The sequence below is a fragment of the Enterococcus termitis genome (assembly GCF_001730305.1).
Classification (GTDB): Bacteria; Bacillota; Bacilli; order Lactobacillales; family Enterococcaceae; genus Enterococcus_L; species Enterococcus_L termitis.
The window spans coordinates 17,020-32,365 of the sequence record NZ_MIJY01000009.1 but is presented as its reverse complement, the minus strand read 5'-3'; the positions used below and the strand labels follow the sequence as shown (position 1 = coordinate 32,365).

Below are 15,346 nucleotides of genomic sequence, written 5' to 3'. Positions count from 1 at the left end.
GACTCACTGTTTTTAACGATAACCTCAAGAGGAGATATAATGACAAAAGAAAAAACATTTAAGCTTGTAGCTACAGCTGCGAGCGGTTTAGAAGCATTAGTAGGAAAAGAACTGCGCGATCTTGGTATTCCTTGCCAAGTCGAAAATGGAAAAGCTCTGTTTGAAGGTACGATGGAAACGATTGCTACTGCCAATTTATGGTTACGTACAGCGGATCGAGTAAAGATCATTGTAGGAGAATTTGATGCGTTTACCTTTGATGAATTATTTGAAAAGGTCAAGGCGTTGCCTTGGGAAGATTATTTACCGATGGATGCAGAGTTTCCGGTTGCTGGAAAATCAATCAAGTCTAAGCTATACAGCACACCTGACTGTCAGGCGATTACCAAAAAGGCAATCGTTAATCGATTAAGAGAAGTATATCATCGACCAGCATCAGTGCCTTTAGCAGAATCAGGCGCCTTTTTCCAGTTAGAAGTAGCATTGTTGAAAGATCATGTGACCTTGACGATCGATACAACAGGACCAAGTCTATTTAAACGCGGCTATCGTTTGGAAAAAGGTGGAGCACCTTTAAAAGAAAATATGGCGGCAGCCTTGGTTATGTTGACTAATTGGAGAAAAGATCGTCCCTTTTATGATCCTGTCTGCGGTTCTGGAACGATTTGTATTGAAGCAGCTTTGATGGGGCATAATATTGCTCCAGGTTTTAATCGAGAATTTGTTTGCGAAACATGGAATTGGTTTGATCCGGCAGTTTTTGAAAAAGTTCGTACAGAAGCAGATGAAAAAGCAGATTATGATATCGAACTAGATATTACCGGCTCTGATATTAATGGTAAGATGATTGAAATCGCAAAAGCGAATGCTGAAGAAATCGGATTAGGCGGTTCCATCACATTTAAGCAATTAGCGTTAAAAGATTTTACAACCGAAAAAGAATACGGTGTTATCGTTGCGAATCCGCCTTATGGTGAACGTTTAGGTGAAGAAGAGTCTGTACGTAAACTGTATAAAGAAATGGGCGATGTGTTCCGTCCACTCAAAACGTGGAGTAAGTACATTCTGACTAGTGATTTGACTTTTGAGCAGTACTACGGGGCAAAAGCAACAAAAAAACGTAAGCTATACAACGGTGCATTACGAACGGATTTATTCCAATATTGGGGAGAACGTCCGCCAAGAAAACCAAGAGATGAGTAGGTGAACAAGTATGAAAGAACAAGAATTTCTACAAGAAGTAAAAGAAATCGAGTTATTGAACTCTGCATTAGGGTTGTTAGAATGGGATAGTCAGACAGGAATGCCAGAGGCTGGAAGTGAGTTTCGCGGTGAAACAGTGGGCTATTTATCAGGCATGTCTTTTGAGCGCAGCGTAGGACCAAAAATCCAAGAAGCGTTGACTTATTTTGAAACACATTTAGAAGAATTATCAGAAGTCGGCTTAGCTGTTTATAGCAAAATCAAAGAAGAATATGAGTTGAACCACAGTATTCCGCCTGAACGAATGCAAGCATACACCACGGCGTTGACCAATGCGCACTCGGCATGGCTTAAAGCGAGAAAAGAAAAAGAGTTTGATCAAATGAAAACAGAGATTCAAACAATCATTGATTTTCTCAAAGAATTTATTCCTTATTGGAAAAAAGATGAAGCCACAAGCTATGATGTGCTGCTGAATCAATATGAACCAGAATTGACTGTTGAAAAATTGGATAAGATTTTTGCTCAGGTCAAGGATGGTATTATGGACATCCGAGCAACCATTGCTGAGAAGGGAACTGCGCCAAGAACAGACTTTTTATCGAGAACAGTCACCAAAGAGCAACAACGAACGTTTGTTACAGGTGTTGCAAAGGATCTAGGCTATGATTTTTCTCGCGGACGTTTAGACGATACTGTGCATCCTTTCATGCTGGATTTAAACCGCAATGACGCTAGAATCACGACACGCTGGGATGAAACAAATTTCTCTATGGCTACATTTGGTGTGATTCATGAAGCTGGACATGGGATTTATGAGCAAAGTATCGATCCTAAATACGATTATACGCCACTTTCAACAGGTGCTTCGATGGGGATCCATGAATCACAGTCTCTGTTCAATGAAATCATCATCGGAAGCAACAAACAATTTTGGCAAAAGCAATTTCCTTTCTTTAAAGAATGTACGGAAGGTACCTTTGACGATATCGATGTAGATACTTTTTATGATTCTTTAAAAGAGACGAAAGCTAGCTTGATCCGTATTGAAGCAGATAGTCTAACCTATCCTCTGCATATCATTATTCGATATGAGATCGAGAAAATGATTTTTAATGAGAATGTTTCGATTTATGAATTACCGAAAATTTGGAACGATAAATATGAGGAATATTTAGGGATTCGACCTGAAAATGATCTTGAAGGGATTGTACAGGATGTACATTGGTCTGGCGGCAGCTTTGGGTATTTTCCTTCTTATGCATTAGGTTATATGTACGCTGCTCAATTGCGTCACGCTATGAGTAAAGAGCTGGATATGGATACAATTCTAGCAGGCGCTGATTATTCACCGATTAAAAACTGGTTGACACAACACATTCATCAGTATGGCGCTTCTAGAAAACCAAATCAGTTAATTATGGATGCAACAGGTGAAGAATTAAATCCGCAATACCTGATCGATTATATGAAATCTGTTTATTACGATGTATATAAAATTGATGAATAAGCATTTGTTTACAAAATAGAAAGCAGGGAGCAGTTATGTTATCAATCAATGAGTATTTAAAAGCCGGTGAAACGACTGTCTCCAATTTAGTTATAGAAAATTATCAAAAAATCGGTTTAACTGATGAAGAGTTTCTCTTTTGGCTGCAACTGTTTCGATCACAAGCAAAAGGCGATTTATTTCCTGATCTAGCAGCGATCAGTGAGATGATGGGAAAGCCGATCGATGTAATCTATAAACTATTGAACCAACTTGTTTCACGCGGTTTTTTGATTATTGAAACGAAGCAAAATGAGCAAGGACAAATGATGGATACGTATGATTTACTGCCGATTTTTGAAAAAATCACTCTTTTACAGCAAAAAAAAGCAGAAAAAGACGAGGAGCAATCCTCGCAAGAATCAATCAAAGCGTTATATCAAGGTTTTGAAAAAGAATTTGGGCGACAACTGTCACCAATCGAGTTGGAAATGATTGGTCAATGGTTAGAAACTGATCAGTATCAGCCAGAATTGATCCGGCTTGCATTAAGAGAAGCGGTCTTAAACCAAGCCTACAGTTTAAAATACATTGACCGTATCTTGCTTGCATGGGAACGAAAGAATATTACAACCAAAGAGCAAGTTGCTGAAGATCAAAAACGTAGAAAACAGGCCTTGATTCAAAAAGAAATTGAACACCAAAGTCCTGCAAACGAGCCGATTCCTAAAGTGACTCTTCATAATTGGCTTAATCCTGAAGATAATGAGTAGGAGGTAGATACATGCTTTCCAAAGAAAAAACGATGGAAGCAATTGAAACCATGTATGACATGTTTCCAGAAGCAGCATGTGAACTAACACATAAAAATCCCTTTCAACTGTTGATTGCAGTTATTTTGAGTGCTCAGGCAACAGATGTTTCAGTAAACAAAGCAACCCCGGCATTGTTTGCTGCCTACCCGACACCAGAAGCGTTAGCACAAGCACCAATCGAAGCAATCATAGAAAAAATCAAAACAATCGGGTTATATCGAAATAAGGCGAAAAATATCAAAGCTTGTGCAGCACAGCTACTAGAACAGTTTGGCGGCAAGGTTCCAGAAACTCGGGAGGAATTGATTACTCTGCCTGGTGTGGGACGCAAGACGGCGAACGTTGTCATGGGAGATGCCTTTGGGGAGCCAGCGATTGCTGTCGATACCCATGTGGAACGAGTGTCTAAACGCCTTCGTATCTGTAAATTAGATGCGAATGTGCGCGAAGTGGAAGATACACTGATGAGAAAAATCCCGAAAGAATTATGGGTGAAAACCCATCATACAATGATTTTCTTTGGACGCTATCATTGTCTGGCAAGAAATCCAAAGTGTGATATTTGTCCACTTCTGTATATGTGTCAAGAAGGTAAATCTCGTATGAGTGTAAAATAAAATGAAAAAAGCATCGCTCTTCCAAAAAAAGAAGAGCGATGCTTTTTTTATCCAATACCAATAACAAAATGAAGTAATTTGTCTGAATAGGTCAATTCATCCACATCCGTTCGTATCGTATTGTTCAGTAATTTGAGCTTGTCTGTGATGATTCCGTCAACGCCATAAAACATCATTCGTGTCATTGTATCTTCATCATTGATCGTCCAAGCATAGACCTTTTTACCGTCATTGTGGGCCGCAGTGATAAAATGTTTATTCAGTGTAGTATATTCCATAGTGAAGAAATCAACATTTGAAATTGGCGGACCGACAATATTGAACGGCAAAATATAGCCAACGTAAAAATCTGGTTCCTTTTCTTTCAATTCTGTTGCCGTATTAAAGGTCAATGTTTGAATGATATGCTTCTCATCCAATATAATTGTTCGATATTTTTGGATGAAACGATCTACTAAATCAGGGCTATCTTGTTTGGTTGTCTTGATCTCGATTAATAGTTTTTGATCCAATTCTTTCGCTTTTGCTAAGTAATCATCAAAAGAACAAATAGGTGCTTTTGCCCCATTTTCGCTAACGGTCAATTTCTCAAGCTCTGCTAAGGTTAATTCATTCGGTCGTTTATTGACACCTGTTAAATTTTTTAAATTAAAATCATGAAAGACGACAAATTCCTTATCTTTTGTTTCTTGAACATCCATTTCGACATAGCTTGGATTTTCAGCACTCGTTTTTTCGAGAGCACTTAATGAATTCTGTACGCCATTCCCATCATCTACACCGCGATGTGAAAGAGTTAGGGGTTCTTTCAATGAAGCTTGACTTAGATAATTTGTATTATAGGTGCCTAGCCCAATACCAAAAACTGTAGCAACAAAAGTAAAGACTCCGACTTTCAGAGCTGTCCATTCTTTTTTAGACGATTTTTCTTGAACAGTAAACCACTGTGGTATCTCTGGTAAAAATCCTTCATCGTCCATATAATCGATCGTGATATAGAAAATCCCGACGGTTGTAAAAATGATGTTCAATAGCAAAATAATTTGCAATAGAGTCATCGCAACAACAGCACTTACTAACGCGTAATCTGGAAAAGCTGTTTCAATGATCGCTTGGGCGCTAAGAATCACTGTATAACTCAGAACAAAAAAGGCTAAAATACTTCCACCGATAACCACAAATTGCCCCAGAATCCGAAAGAAATGATGTTTCGTTGAACGCCAGCTTTCTTTGACCGCTTGACGAAAAGGAACATCTCGTAAAATCATCTCTGGTAAAGCAAAAATCAGTCGAATAGAAAGATAGAAAAAGAGTAAGTAACCTAGTAGAACAAGAGCGATAATCGTCACTCGGTTTGCGAAGATAAAGTCCATAATGAAAGCTGGAATTTTGATCTTTGCCAATAAATCTGAATTAAAGCCAAGTCCGCTAAGTGGGAGGACTAAGAAAAAATAAAACAAGAAAAACAAAATCGTACTAAAACGAATTTTTTTTAGCTGAAGTATTGTTCCTTTCAACAAATTGGGCAGCGAAATAGGCTCTTTTTTCTTAATAAAAAAGATACTTAAAAGTAAAAATGTAAATTCAAAAAAAACAGCTATAACGGTCAGTATCAAAATGAGTAGCAGAGCAATCAATACGCCGGGGTGTTTTGCAAAAATAATGGGTATTGTATCATAGGATAAATAATCGATGTTGCCTTGCCTTAAAATAAAGCGAGTGGAACTGGCCAAAAAAGGCAATAAAATAAACAACATGAATCCATGCATCAATAAAACATCGCGGAAATACGCAGACGTTCCTGAAAAAAAATCAATCAAATTTTTAAAACTATTTTTTAAATACTTCACTGCTTCATCCATCCTTACAAAACTAAAATAAAAGAAGATAGAACACAATCTGCATCCTATCTTGATCGTTACTATTATACATTTTTAGAGACTAAAAACCTAGTAAACCGTTTAAAAAAGTACCGCCGTAAATCAAGGCTAAACTATATAAGAAAATAGAGACAGGTTTTGCTAAAATAATGATCAAGGTAAACTTTCTTAAGGACATCTTAGTAAGTCCAGCCATTAAACATAGTGCATCATCGGGCGCGATAGGTAGAAAGATTGCTAAAGCAAAAAGACGTTCAAAGCGTTTTTCATTGTCCAGCCAACCAATATACTTATTGTAAGTTTTATCACTGACTAAGCTTAAAATGAAAGGTTTACCATATTGGCGACCTAATAGAAAAATGATTACAGAACCAATCGCAATACCAACGTAATTATAGATGAAACCAGCCAAAGGACCAAAAATCAAAACCCCCGCAGCACAACTAATGCCGCCTGGAATAATGGGAATGACGACCTGAATGATCTGGATCAACATAAAGATGATCGGACCTAAGATCACTGAGTCACCGACTAATCCTCTCAAAGCATTAACATCTTTAAACACACCCAATCGCATAAAGTAAATCGTTACAGCAATCGTTGCAATAATTCCGACGATCGAAATGCAGTTAATAATTTTTCGTGAAAGTGCGATGCTCAATTCTATCATCTCCTTAAAAAGTAACTATCTATAGTATAAAAGTCTTCTGCTTAATTTACCATTCTTATTTCTCAATTCTTGCGAACAAAGTTGTAAGAATTGACTTGCTAAAATGATTATACAATTAAAGTTATGGAAAAAACATCCTACTTAAGTCCGAATATAAAATAAGTCGTCGATTATGTTTACATATAAGCAAGAGAGGATTATAATAAAATCAAGAATTATGGTACGCCTAAAAATATAATAAAACACCCCTTATGATAGATGGAAGAAGGATAAGTATGAAGAAAGAACAATCTGAAATTGAAAAAATAGTAAATTACGCCAATGGTCCTAGCCTAGAAGAAATCAATAATACAGTCGAGGTACCGAAAAATGCTGGATTTGGCCGTACCTTGTTAGCCTATAGTGGTCCTGGTGCTTTGGTAGCTGTCGGCTACATGGATCCTGGAAACTGGATCACATCGATTGCTGGTGGTGCTGAATATAAGTATGCGCTATTGAGTGTCATTTTATTATCAAGCTTGATTGCGATGCTGCTTCAAAGTATGGCTGCTAAGCTGGGAATCGTGACTGGAAGAGATTTAGCGCAGGCAACAAGGGAACATACTGGCAAAAAAACTGGGATCGTTTTGTGGATCATCACAGAACTTGCAATTATGGCAACAGATATTGCAGAAGTAATCGGAGGAGCAGTTGCTTTGCAGTTATTATTTGGCTTCCCATTACTGATTGGTGTGTTGATCACCACTTTTGATGTACTTTTATTATTGTTACTAACAAAACTTGGCTTTAGAAAAATCGAAGCAATCGTTGCTTGTTTGATTGCAGTTATCTTTTTTGTTTTTGCGTATGAAGTTGCTTTAGCTGATCCTGCGATCGGTGAGGTATTACGTGGATTCATTCCGGACCCTAAGATTGCAAGTGACAAATCTATGTTGTTTTTAGCTTTAGGTATTGTTGGTGCAACTGTAATGCCGCATAATTTGTATTTGCATTCATCAATTTCTCAAGCAAGAAAATTTGATCGTAATGATGACCAAGAAAAAGCCAAAGCAATTCGTTTTACCATCTGGGATTCGAATATACAGTTGACGGTGGCTTTTATCGTTAATTGTTTGCTATTGATTTTGGGTGGGGCTTTATTTTATGGAACAAATAGTGATTTAGGAAAATTTGTGGATTTGTTTGATGCACTAAAAAATCCTGATATTGTGGGGAATATCGCCAGTCCGATTTTAAGTATCTTATTTGCGATTGCTTTATTGGCTTCCGGGCAAAACTCAACGATTACGGGTACACTTTCTGGACAGATCGTGATGGAAGGATTTATTCATTTGAAAATGCCTTTGTGGATGCGTCGAGTTGTGACACGGCTGATTGCAATCGTACCAGTAATCGTTTGTGTGATCTTATATGGTGGTAGAGAGTCAGCAGTTGAAGATCTTTTGCTGTACACACAAGTCTTTTTAAGTATTGCTTTACCAATATCTATCATCCCTTTAACTTTATATACAAGTGATAAAAAAATTATGGGAAAATTTGCCAATCCAATGTGGGTCAAAATTTTAGCTTGGATCATTGCAATCATTTTAACTGCCTTGAATTTATTCTTAATCTACGGTACATTGACAGGAATTAACGCTTAGTGTGATGAATCATAGAAGTTGATAGAATTCGGTTAGAAGAAATGGTAAAATGGAAAAGACAAAAATTTGAAATGAGGGTTTTAAGTGACTGAATATTTAAATGTTGGAAAAATCGTCAATACCCAAGGTCTAAAAGGAGAAGTACGTGTGATTTCTCAAACCGATTTTCCAGAGCTTCGCTATAAAAAAGGGGCTGTCTTAACGTTATTTCAAGAAAAAAAAGAACCAATCGAGCTTACGATCAAGACACACCGCAAACATAAAAATTTTGATATCGTTACATTTGAAGATCATTTTTCAATCAATGATGTAGAAAAATATCGAGATGGAATTTTAAAAGTCTCTAAAGATCAGTTGACCGATTTACCCCAAGATGAATTTTATTACCATGAAATCATTGGCTTGACTGTGATTGATGAAAATGAAAAAGAACTAGGAAAAATCAAAGAGATTTTGTCTCCAGGAGCGAATGATGTCTGGGTAGTTCAGCGTCCAAAGAAAAAAGATGTACTGATTCCTTACATTGAGTCTGTTGTTCAGTCTGTAGATTTAAAAGAAGGAATTGTTCGTGTAGAAATTCCAGAAGGTTTGATCGACGATGAAGATTGATGTATTGACGCTTTTTCCAAGAATGTTCGAAGGTCCATTAGGTGAGTCGATTATTGGAAAGGCTGTAGAGAAGGATTTATTGGAGATCAATGTTTCTAATTTTCGTGATTTTTCAGATAATAAACACCAATCAGTAGATGATTATCCATACGGCGGCGGTGCAGGAATGCTATTAAAAGTTCAGCCAATCTATGACAATCTACAGAGTATTAATGAGACTTCACCTGAAACAAAAAAACGGATCATTTTATTAGATCCTGCTGGAAAGCCATTTGATCAAAAAATGGCGGAGGAGTTTTCTGAAGAAGAACATCTTGTTTTTATTTGTGGCCACTATGAAGGCTATGATGAGCGAATCCGGTCGTTAGTGACAGATGAAGTATCCCTGGGTGATTATGTGTTGACTGGTGGAGAGCTGGGAGCGATGGTGATGATCGATGCCACAGTTCGCCTACTGCCGGATGTATTAGGCAACAAACTATCTGCGCAAACTGATTCGCACTCAACAGGCTTGCTGGAGCATCCGCAATATACTCGGCCAGCTGAATTTAATGGCATGCAAGTACCAGAGGTTTTGACTAACGGAAACCATAAATTGATCGATGAATGGCAGCAAAAAGAATCGTTACGCCGGACATTACAGCGCAGACCAGATATGTTGGAAAAAATCGAACTGACGCCACAGCAAGAAAAATGGCTGGAAGAACTTCGTAAGGAAGAAAAATAAGTCATATTTAAATAGAGATAGTTCATTTATGGGGAGGTAGTTTTGGATGGGGATAACAGTAAACAGGGTGGATCAGACAACTTGGGATCGAAAAGAGCACTTTGATTTTTTCTCTAGAGAGACAGACTCACCGCTATATGATGTAACAACACAAATCGATGTGACTCATTTTTATAAGTATGTGAAGCAGCATAACCTTTCTTTTTACTATGGGCTGATTGCTGCTACAACAAAAGTGATGAACCAAATCGAAAATTTCCGCTATAAAATTCGTGGAAGCGAAGTTTATTTGGCCGAACGATTGATTCCAAGCTTTACCGACTTAAAGCCAGGAAGTGAACTGTTTCATATCGTCACACTTGATTTTGAAGGAGAGTTGGCTGCGTTTGTTGAAGAAGCAACACGAGTAAGCGCGGCGCAACAATCATATTTTCCCACTTCAGAATACGAGCAAGATGTCATGATCCAATTTTCGTGTTTGCCTTGGTTTTCTTTTACAAATTTAGGCAATGAATTGAGTTTGAACCGAGATGATTCTATTCCTAAAGTAACATGGGGAAAATTTGAAAAACAGGGCGATCGATTATTATTACCTTATTCTATTCAAGTGAATCATCGGTTGGTAGACGGAATCCATTTAGGCAAACTGATCAATCAACTGCAATTGTATTTAGATACACTTCCTATAGAATAAATAAGAATATCAAGAAAAATCCCTTTACATCACTATAGAAGCTGTGTTAAACTATTTCAGTGAGTGTAAAGCGCTCAACTATTACGATATTCCGCTGTGGCAGTGCCATAAGAATGTTTGGAATGAGGAGAAAAAAGAATGAATCCATTAATTCAAGAATTAACACAAGATCAATTACGTACGGATATCCCTGCGTTCCGCCCTGGTGACACTGTTCGCGTTCATGCGAAGGTTGTCGAAGGAACTCGCGAACGTATTCAGTTATTCGAAGGAGTTGTTATCGGACGCCGTGGCGCTGGTATCAGCGAAACGTATACAGTACGTAAAATCTCTAACGGTGTTGGTGTGGAACGTACATTCCCATTACACACACCACGTGTTGCCCAAATCGAAGTAGTACGCTATGGTAAAGTTCGTCGTGCGAAACTTTATTACCTACGTGCATTACATGGTAAAGCAGCTCGTATTAAAGAAATTCGTCGTTAATAAGTATTTATTATTAAAAACAGCTCAAACTATTGATTGATATAGTTTGAGCTGTTTTTATGTTCTATAAGGATATTTATAGAGATCATAATATTTATTATTAAATAGAAAGAAAGTCGAAGAAAATCCATAAAATAGAACATTTAAAGTGTTTAGTCATGAAAATGATGAAATTAAAAGAATTAACTAGTAGTTATCTTCTTATTTTAGAGAAATCTATAAATTTTTCTAAATATACGCTGCGGATAAAAGCGGACTTATTTTCAGTTATTTTTGATGAAATCGCTACTTTGGATTTTATGAGCCATTTTTCTAATTACTCTAATATTTGTGTAACAGATAAAACGGTGAAATATTAATCTGTTTATCAGCGATTTTCCACTATCTCCTCGAGTGATATCCACCTTAAGCATGTGCCAATCAAATAGGCTCTTTTTTAAGATATAATTTTAAAAAATATCATATCACAATAGATAATGAGACAGTGATGTCTATTGCCCGCTCACTAAATGTTTTTACCTATAATTTTGTTATTGATTCGGTAGTAGGAGATGTACGCTTCGGTTATGGAATGGCTGGTAGCCATCAGTTTCATTTACAGGATAAAGTTATCTGCGATATAGACAAAAGAAAGCTGACATTAGGCGGAGATGAATATCACATTGAAGTAGATGATACACATGATCACAAAGTATTCTTGCTGACAACCATTGCGTTAGACCGGATTTTCTATACTAAAAGATAAAAGAGTTTGTGAAAATAAAATGTTTCGATAAAATGAAAAACCAAATAGTTAGAGGCTGAAAGAATTTTCTTTCAGTTTCTTTTTTTGAAAATAAAAAAATCTAAAAAATAAGAGTATATTATTTGCAAAAAGGGAGTCTGCCGTGTAATATACAATTATACCAACAACAACCCTTTTTATTTTTTCATTTTACTCGTAAGAGTAAAACTCCTTTTTCCCATCTTCAGTAGAAGGTGGGATTTTTTTGATATGAAATTTAAAAGAGGTTGTTAATTTTAGCTTTTATTATTTCATTTCTATTTCAAAAAAATTTTATAAGTGTTATTAGTTGCAAAAAATAAAAATAAATAGTAATATACAAACATACCAACAACAACCCTTTTTATTTTTTCATTTTACTCGTAAGAGTAAAACTCCTTTTCCCATCTTCAATAGAAGGTGGGATTTTTTTGTAAAATGAAATTTTTATGAGTAAAAAAACATAAAACCATTTTGGCTTTATGTTTTTCTTTTTTATCCGATCATTACACTTTCATCGGGGTATTTGAATTTTGCTTGTTGCTTTTGTCCTTTGGTCAATAAGGAGAAGCCGACTGTATAAATGCCGACACGACCAATATACATCAAAAGCATGATGATGATTTTACCAACAAAGGTCAATTCGGGCGTTAGTCCCATCGTTAAACCAACTGTGCCAAAAGCAGAAAATACTTCAAAGGCAATATATTCGATTCCAGAGGACTCCGGTATATTTTCAGTAATCGATAGAAGCATGATAGATAAGACACATAACGTTAGCGTGATGAAAAATAAGGTCAATGCACGAAAGACAGTGCTATTGCGAATCGTTCTACCCATGAATTCCGCTCTAGAACGTCCTTTAAAGATGGAAACGATCTGAATCACTAAAACTGCAAAAGTCGTTGTTTTCAATCCGCCAGCTGTAGAGCCTGAGGTTCCGCCTATATACATTAAAAAGATTGTTGTGATCAAGCCGGCATTTGTCATTTGCATATAATCGATTGAGTAATAGCCGGCAGTTCTAGGTGTAACAGACATAAAAAAAGTATTGACTAAACGATCGAAAAAATTGGTTCCTTCCGTTAAATGAGCAGCATTTTTTTCAGTAAGGAAAAAGATAAGAAAGCCACCAATCAGTAAAGAAAGTGTTGTTATTAAAGCGATTCTAGTGTGCAAAGAAAATTTCCGCTTCTTTTTAAAACGGAGGATATCTTGCCACACAATAAATCCTAAGCCCCCAGAAATGATCAATGCACCGACAACGAGCAGAACGAAAGGATTAGCCTGATATGGAGTCAAACTGTCGCCAAGTAAATCAAAACCTGCGTTGCAAAAACTCGAGATAGAATGGAACAGTCCATAAAATAGTCCCTTTTTCCAACCAAATTCAGGAACAAATTGAATAGACAGCAAGGCAGCTCCTGTTAATTGAATGAACGCCGCCAGCTTGACAACATACATCATCAAACGAAAAGCCCCAGACATGTCATCTAAATTAAGTGCTTCTCTAAGTAAAATTCGAGTACTCAATGTAATTTTTTTCCGAAGAATAAAGTATAACAGTACCGGCATAGTCATAAAACCTAGTCCGCCGATCTCAATCAAGATCATGATAAGCAACTGACCATAAGCATTCCAATGAAGTGCAGTATTTAAGGTGGTTAAACCAGTCACACAAACAGCAGAAACAGCTGTAAATAGTGCATCAATGAATGGGGTAGCAGTCCCACTTCGTGAAAATATCGGTAACGTCAACAGGGAGCCACCGACAAAAATTAGCAGAATAAATCCTAGGGCTAAAATTTGAACCGCCGATAAACGTTTTTTTAATTTACGTGCAAGTAATTTCTTTTTCATCTTTTCCTCATCCAAAATGTTGTGATCTTACAGCATTTTTCTTTTATATTTGATAATTTCAAGTGTACCATTTTATGAAATAAATTCCAGTGATTTGAAAAGAGCTTAAAGGAATAACAGCAGATCATTTTTGCTACGATAAATTTTTTGTGTTTTTTAAAAAGAAAACGCTTGTAAAAAATCAAATAATAAAGTATTATACAAATACAGGTTAATTGTATATACAAGTTACCGGAGAGGAGCAAAGAAAATGGGTAAGTTTCAAGAAGATGCAAAAAAACTGTTAGAAGATGTTGGAGGGAAAGAAAATATTGCGGCAGTCTCCCACTGTGCAACACGCATGCGTTTTGTTTTAAATGACGCAAATAAAGCGGATACAGCTGCAATTGAGAAAATTCCGTCAGTCAAGGGAACGTTTACAAATGCTGGACAATTTCAAGTAATTATTGGTAATGAGGTAGCGCAATTTTATAATGATTTTTCTTCTATTTCAGGACTTGAAGGCGTTTCCAAAGAACAAGGCAAAGCTGCCGCAAAACAAAATTTAAATCCTGTGCAGCGTGCAATTTCTGTACTGGCTGAAATTTTTACGCCTTTGATTCCAGCACTCGTTATTGGTGGTCTAATCTTAGGGTTTAGAAATGTTTTGGAAGGCATTCCATTTGGCTTTTTGGATGGACAAAAAATTGTTGAAGTGTCACAATTTTGGAGCGGGGTAAATTCATTTTTATGGTTGATTGGTGAAGCAATCTTTCAATTTTTACCAGTAGGTATCACTTGGAGTATTACGAAGAAAATGGGAACCACTCAAATTCTTGGGATTGTTTTAGGGATTACGTTGGTATCGCCACAGCTATTAAACGCGTACGCAGTTGCAACCACAGCAGCAGCAGATATTCCATTTTGGGATTTTGGTTTCGCTCACGTGAATATGATCGGTTACCAAGCTCAAGTGATTCCAGCGATGCTGGCAGGCTTTTTACTAGCCTATCTGGAAATCTTTTTCCGAAAAGTTATTCCTCAAGCGGTGTCGATGATTTTCGTTCCATTGTTTGCTTTAGTGCCGACAGTATTAGCAGCACATTTAGTTTTAGGTCCTGTTGGTTGGGCAATCGGAAGTTGGATTTCTGATGTTGTGAATGCTGGGCTTACATCTTCACTTAACTGGTTGTTTGGCGCTTTGTTTGGTTTCTTATATGCACCATTAGTTATCACTGGATTGCATCACATGACAAATGCAATCGATTTGCAGCTGATTGCAGATTTCCAAGCGACTAATTTGTGGCCGATGATTGCTCTTTCAAATATCGCACAAGGTTCAGCTGTTTTAGCAGTAATCTTCATGCATAGAGGAAACAAAGAGGAAGAGCAAGTGTCGATTCCTGCGATGATTTCATGTTATCTAGGTGTCACAGAACCTGCGATGTTTGGGATCAACCTGAAATATGTGTATCCATTTGTCGCTGGTATGATTGGTTCTGCCTGTGCTGGATTGTTTTCTACGTTACTAGATGTTAAGGCAATCAGTATCGGTGTTGGTGGTTTGCCAGGGATTTTATCAATCGTTCCACAATACTATCTAGTATTTTTCGGAGCAATGATGATCGCAGTGGTCATTCCATTTATTTTGACTTACATCTTTAGAGTCAAAGGGATTTTCAACAAACTTGACCCTGTTGATGAAGCAACGGGTAGATTATTTGTTGAAGAAAATTAATAAAAATCTAAACTAAAAACTTATATTAAGTAAGGCGATGATTCGTTGCCTTACTTTTTTTTGTTCAGTTAAAAAAAGCAATTTAGGTTGTTTCACACTGATCTAGAATGGCATGTCAGCGTTTAAAGAAAAGAAGTAATCTTCTGTTTGCTAAAGCGATTTGTTCAACTTTT

The 15,346-nt window shown here is 36.9% G+C and carries 13 protein-coding genes and 1 pseudogene; 11 read left to right on the top strand and 3 right to left on the bottom strand.

Annotated elements, in window-relative coordinates; all coding sequences use genetic code 11:
- The first annotated feature begins 39 nt into the window (after window positions 1-39).
- Genes BCR25_RS06765 through nth form a run of 4 tightly spaced genes read left to right on the top strand, consistent with a single transcriptional unit; the run spans window position 40 to window position 4,124 of the window.
- Window positions 40-1,203 carry a THUMP domain-containing class I SAM-dependent RNA methyltransferase gene (locus BCR25_RS06765; RefSeq protein WP_069662860.1) on the top strand — a complete coding sequence of 388 codons (1,164 nt, stop codon included), beginning with the start codon at window positions 40-42 and terminating at the stop codon, window positions 1,201-1,203.
- 10 nt (window positions 1,204-1,213) lie between these two features.
- Window positions 1,214-2,713, top strand: coding sequence for a carboxypeptidase M32 (locus tag BCR25_RS06760; RefSeq protein ID WP_069662859.1), 1,500 nt, complete (start codon window positions 1,214-1,216; stop codon window positions 2,711-2,713).
- Between the two features lie 35 nt (window positions 2,714-2,748).
- Window positions 2,749-3,465, top strand: a complete 717-nt coding sequence (locus tag BCR25_RS06755) for a DnaD domain protein (protein ID WP_069662858.1) — start codon at window positions 2,749-2,751, stop codon at window positions 3,463-3,465.
- Window positions 3,466-3,476: 11 nt separating this feature from the next.
- A complete protein-coding gene (gene nth, locus BCR25_RS06750) occupies window positions 3,477-4,124 on the top strand; it encodes an endonuclease III (protein WP_069662857.1) in 648 nt (215 codons plus the stop codon).
- A 47-nt stretch (window positions 4,125-4,171) separates the two neighbouring features.
- Here nth and BCR25_RS06745 read toward each other — a convergent pair whose 3' ends face one another.
- Window positions 4,172-5,974: a glycerophosphoryl diester phosphodiesterase membrane domain-containing protein gene (locus BCR25_RS06745; RefSeq protein WP_069662856.1), complete on the bottom strand. Its 1,803-nt coding sequence runs from the start codon at window positions 5,972-5,974 to the stop codon at window positions 4,172-4,174.
- A gap of 91 nt (window positions 5,975-6,065) precedes the next feature.
- Window positions 6,066-6,455 (bottom strand): annotated as a pseudogene (locus BCR25_RS06740) (TVP38/TMEM64 family protein); the annotation flags it as partial.
- Between the two features lie 494 nt (window positions 6,456-6,949).
- On the opposite strand from BCR25_RS06740, the gene BCR25_RS06735 reads away from it, so the two are divergent.
- The 6 genes from BCR25_RS06735 (at window position 6,950) to BCR25_RS06710 (ending at window position 11,578) form a co-directional block, all read left to right on the top strand.
- A complete protein-coding gene (locus BCR25_RS06735; RefSeq protein ID WP_069662854.1) occupies window positions 6,950-8,317 on the top strand; it encodes an Nramp family divalent metal transporter in 1,368 nt (455 codons plus the stop codon).
- 84 nt (window positions 8,318-8,401) lie between these two features.
- Window positions 8,402-8,926: a ribosome maturation factor RimM gene (gene rimM / locus BCR25_RS06730; protein WP_069662853.1), complete on the top strand. Its 525-nt coding sequence runs from the start codon at window positions 8,402-8,404 to the stop codon at window positions 8,924-8,926.
- Complete coding sequence (gene trmD / locus BCR25_RS06725; protein WP_069662852.1) at window positions 8,916-9,653, top strand: tRNA (guanosine(37)-N1)-methyltransferase TrmD; 738 nt, start codon at window positions 8,916-8,918, stop codon at window positions 9,651-9,653. Before rimM ends, trmD begins: the two co-directional genes overlap by 11 nt.
- Window positions 9,654-9,699: 46 nt before the next feature.
- The gene (locus BCR25_RS06720; RefSeq protein WP_069662851.1) at window positions 9,700-10,347 is read left to right on the top strand and encodes a chloramphenicol acetyltransferase; all 648 of its coding nucleotides are present in this window, start codon (window positions 9,700-9,702) and stop codon (window positions 10,345-10,347) included.
- Window positions 10,348-10,485: 138 nt separating this feature from the next.
- The gene (rplS, locus tag BCR25_RS06715; RefSeq protein WP_069644564.1) at window positions 10,486-10,833 is read left to right on the top strand and encodes a 50S ribosomal protein L19; all 348 of its coding nucleotides are present in this window, start codon (window positions 10,486-10,488) and stop codon (window positions 10,831-10,833) included.
- A gap of 487 nt (window positions 10,834-11,320) precedes the next feature.
- Window positions 11,321-11,578, top strand: a complete 258-nt coding sequence (locus BCR25_RS06710; RefSeq protein ID WP_069662850.1) for an LURP-one-related/scramblase family protein — start codon at window positions 11,321-11,323, stop codon at window positions 11,576-11,578.
- 513 nt (window positions 11,579-12,091) lie between these two features.
- On the opposite strand, the gene BCR25_RS06705 is transcribed toward BCR25_RS06710, so the two are convergent.
- Window positions 12,092-13,456 carry a TrkH family potassium uptake protein gene (locus BCR25_RS06705; protein WP_069662849.1) on the bottom strand — a complete coding sequence of 455 codons (1,365 nt, stop codon included), beginning with the start codon at window positions 13,454-13,456 and terminating at the stop codon, window positions 12,092-12,094.
- A gap of 250 nt (window positions 13,457-13,706) precedes the next feature.
- Between BCR25_RS06705 and treP the strand changes: the two genes are divergently transcribed.
- Window positions 13,707-15,173 (top strand): PTS system trehalose-specific EIIBC component, encoded by a 1,467-nt coding sequence (gene treP, locus BCR25_RS06700; RefSeq protein WP_069662848.1) that lies wholly within the window; start codon window positions 13,707-13,709, stop codon window positions 15,171-15,173.
- Window positions 15,174-15,346 lie beyond the last annotated feature (173 nt).

What these genes read in the sequence shown, in the direction of transcription:
- BCR25_RS06765 (WP_069662860.1), top strand. Translation starts at nt 40, where the DNA reads ATGACAAAAGAAAAAACATTTAAGCTTGTAGCTACAGCTGCGAGCGGT.
- BCR25_RS06760 (WP_069662859.1), top strand. Translation starts at nt 1,214, where the DNA reads ATGAAAGAACAAGAATTTCTACAAGAAGTAAAAGAAATCGAGTTATTG.
- BCR25_RS06755 (WP_069662858.1), top strand. Translation starts at nt 2,749, where the DNA reads ATGTTATCAATCAATGAGTATTTAAAAGCCGGTGAAACGACTGTCTCC.
- nth (WP_069662857.1), top strand. Translation starts at nt 3,477, where the DNA reads ATGCTTTCCAAAGAAAAAACGATGGAAGCAATTGAAACCATGTATGAC.
- BCR25_RS06735 (WP_069662854.1), top strand. Translation starts at nt 6,950, where the DNA reads ATGAAGAAAGAACAATCTGAAATTGAAAAAATAGTAAATTACGCCAAT.
- trmD (WP_069662852.1), top strand. Translation starts at nt 8,916, where the DNA reads ATGAAGATTGATGTATTGACGCTTTTTCCAAGAATGTTCGAAGGTCCA.
- BCR25_RS06720 (WP_069662851.1), top strand. Translation starts at nt 9,700, where the DNA reads ATGGGGATAACAGTAAACAGGGTGGATCAGACAACTTGGGATCGAAAA.
- rplS (WP_069644564.1), top strand. Translation starts at nt 10,486, where the DNA reads ATGAATCCATTAATTCAAGAATTAACACAAGATCAATTACGTACGGAT.
- BCR25_RS06710 (WP_069662850.1), top strand. Translation starts at nt 11,321, where the DNA reads ATGTCTATTGCCCGCTCACTAAATGTTTTTACCTATAATTTTGTTATT.
- BCR25_RS06705 (WP_069662849.1), bottom strand. Translation starts at nt 13,456, where the DNA reads ATGAAAAAGAAATTACTTGCACGTAAATTAAAAAAACGTTTATCGGCG.
- treP (WP_069662848.1), top strand. Translation starts at nt 13,707, where the DNA reads ATGGGTAAGTTTCAAGAAGATGCAAAAAAACTGTTAGAAGATGTTGGA.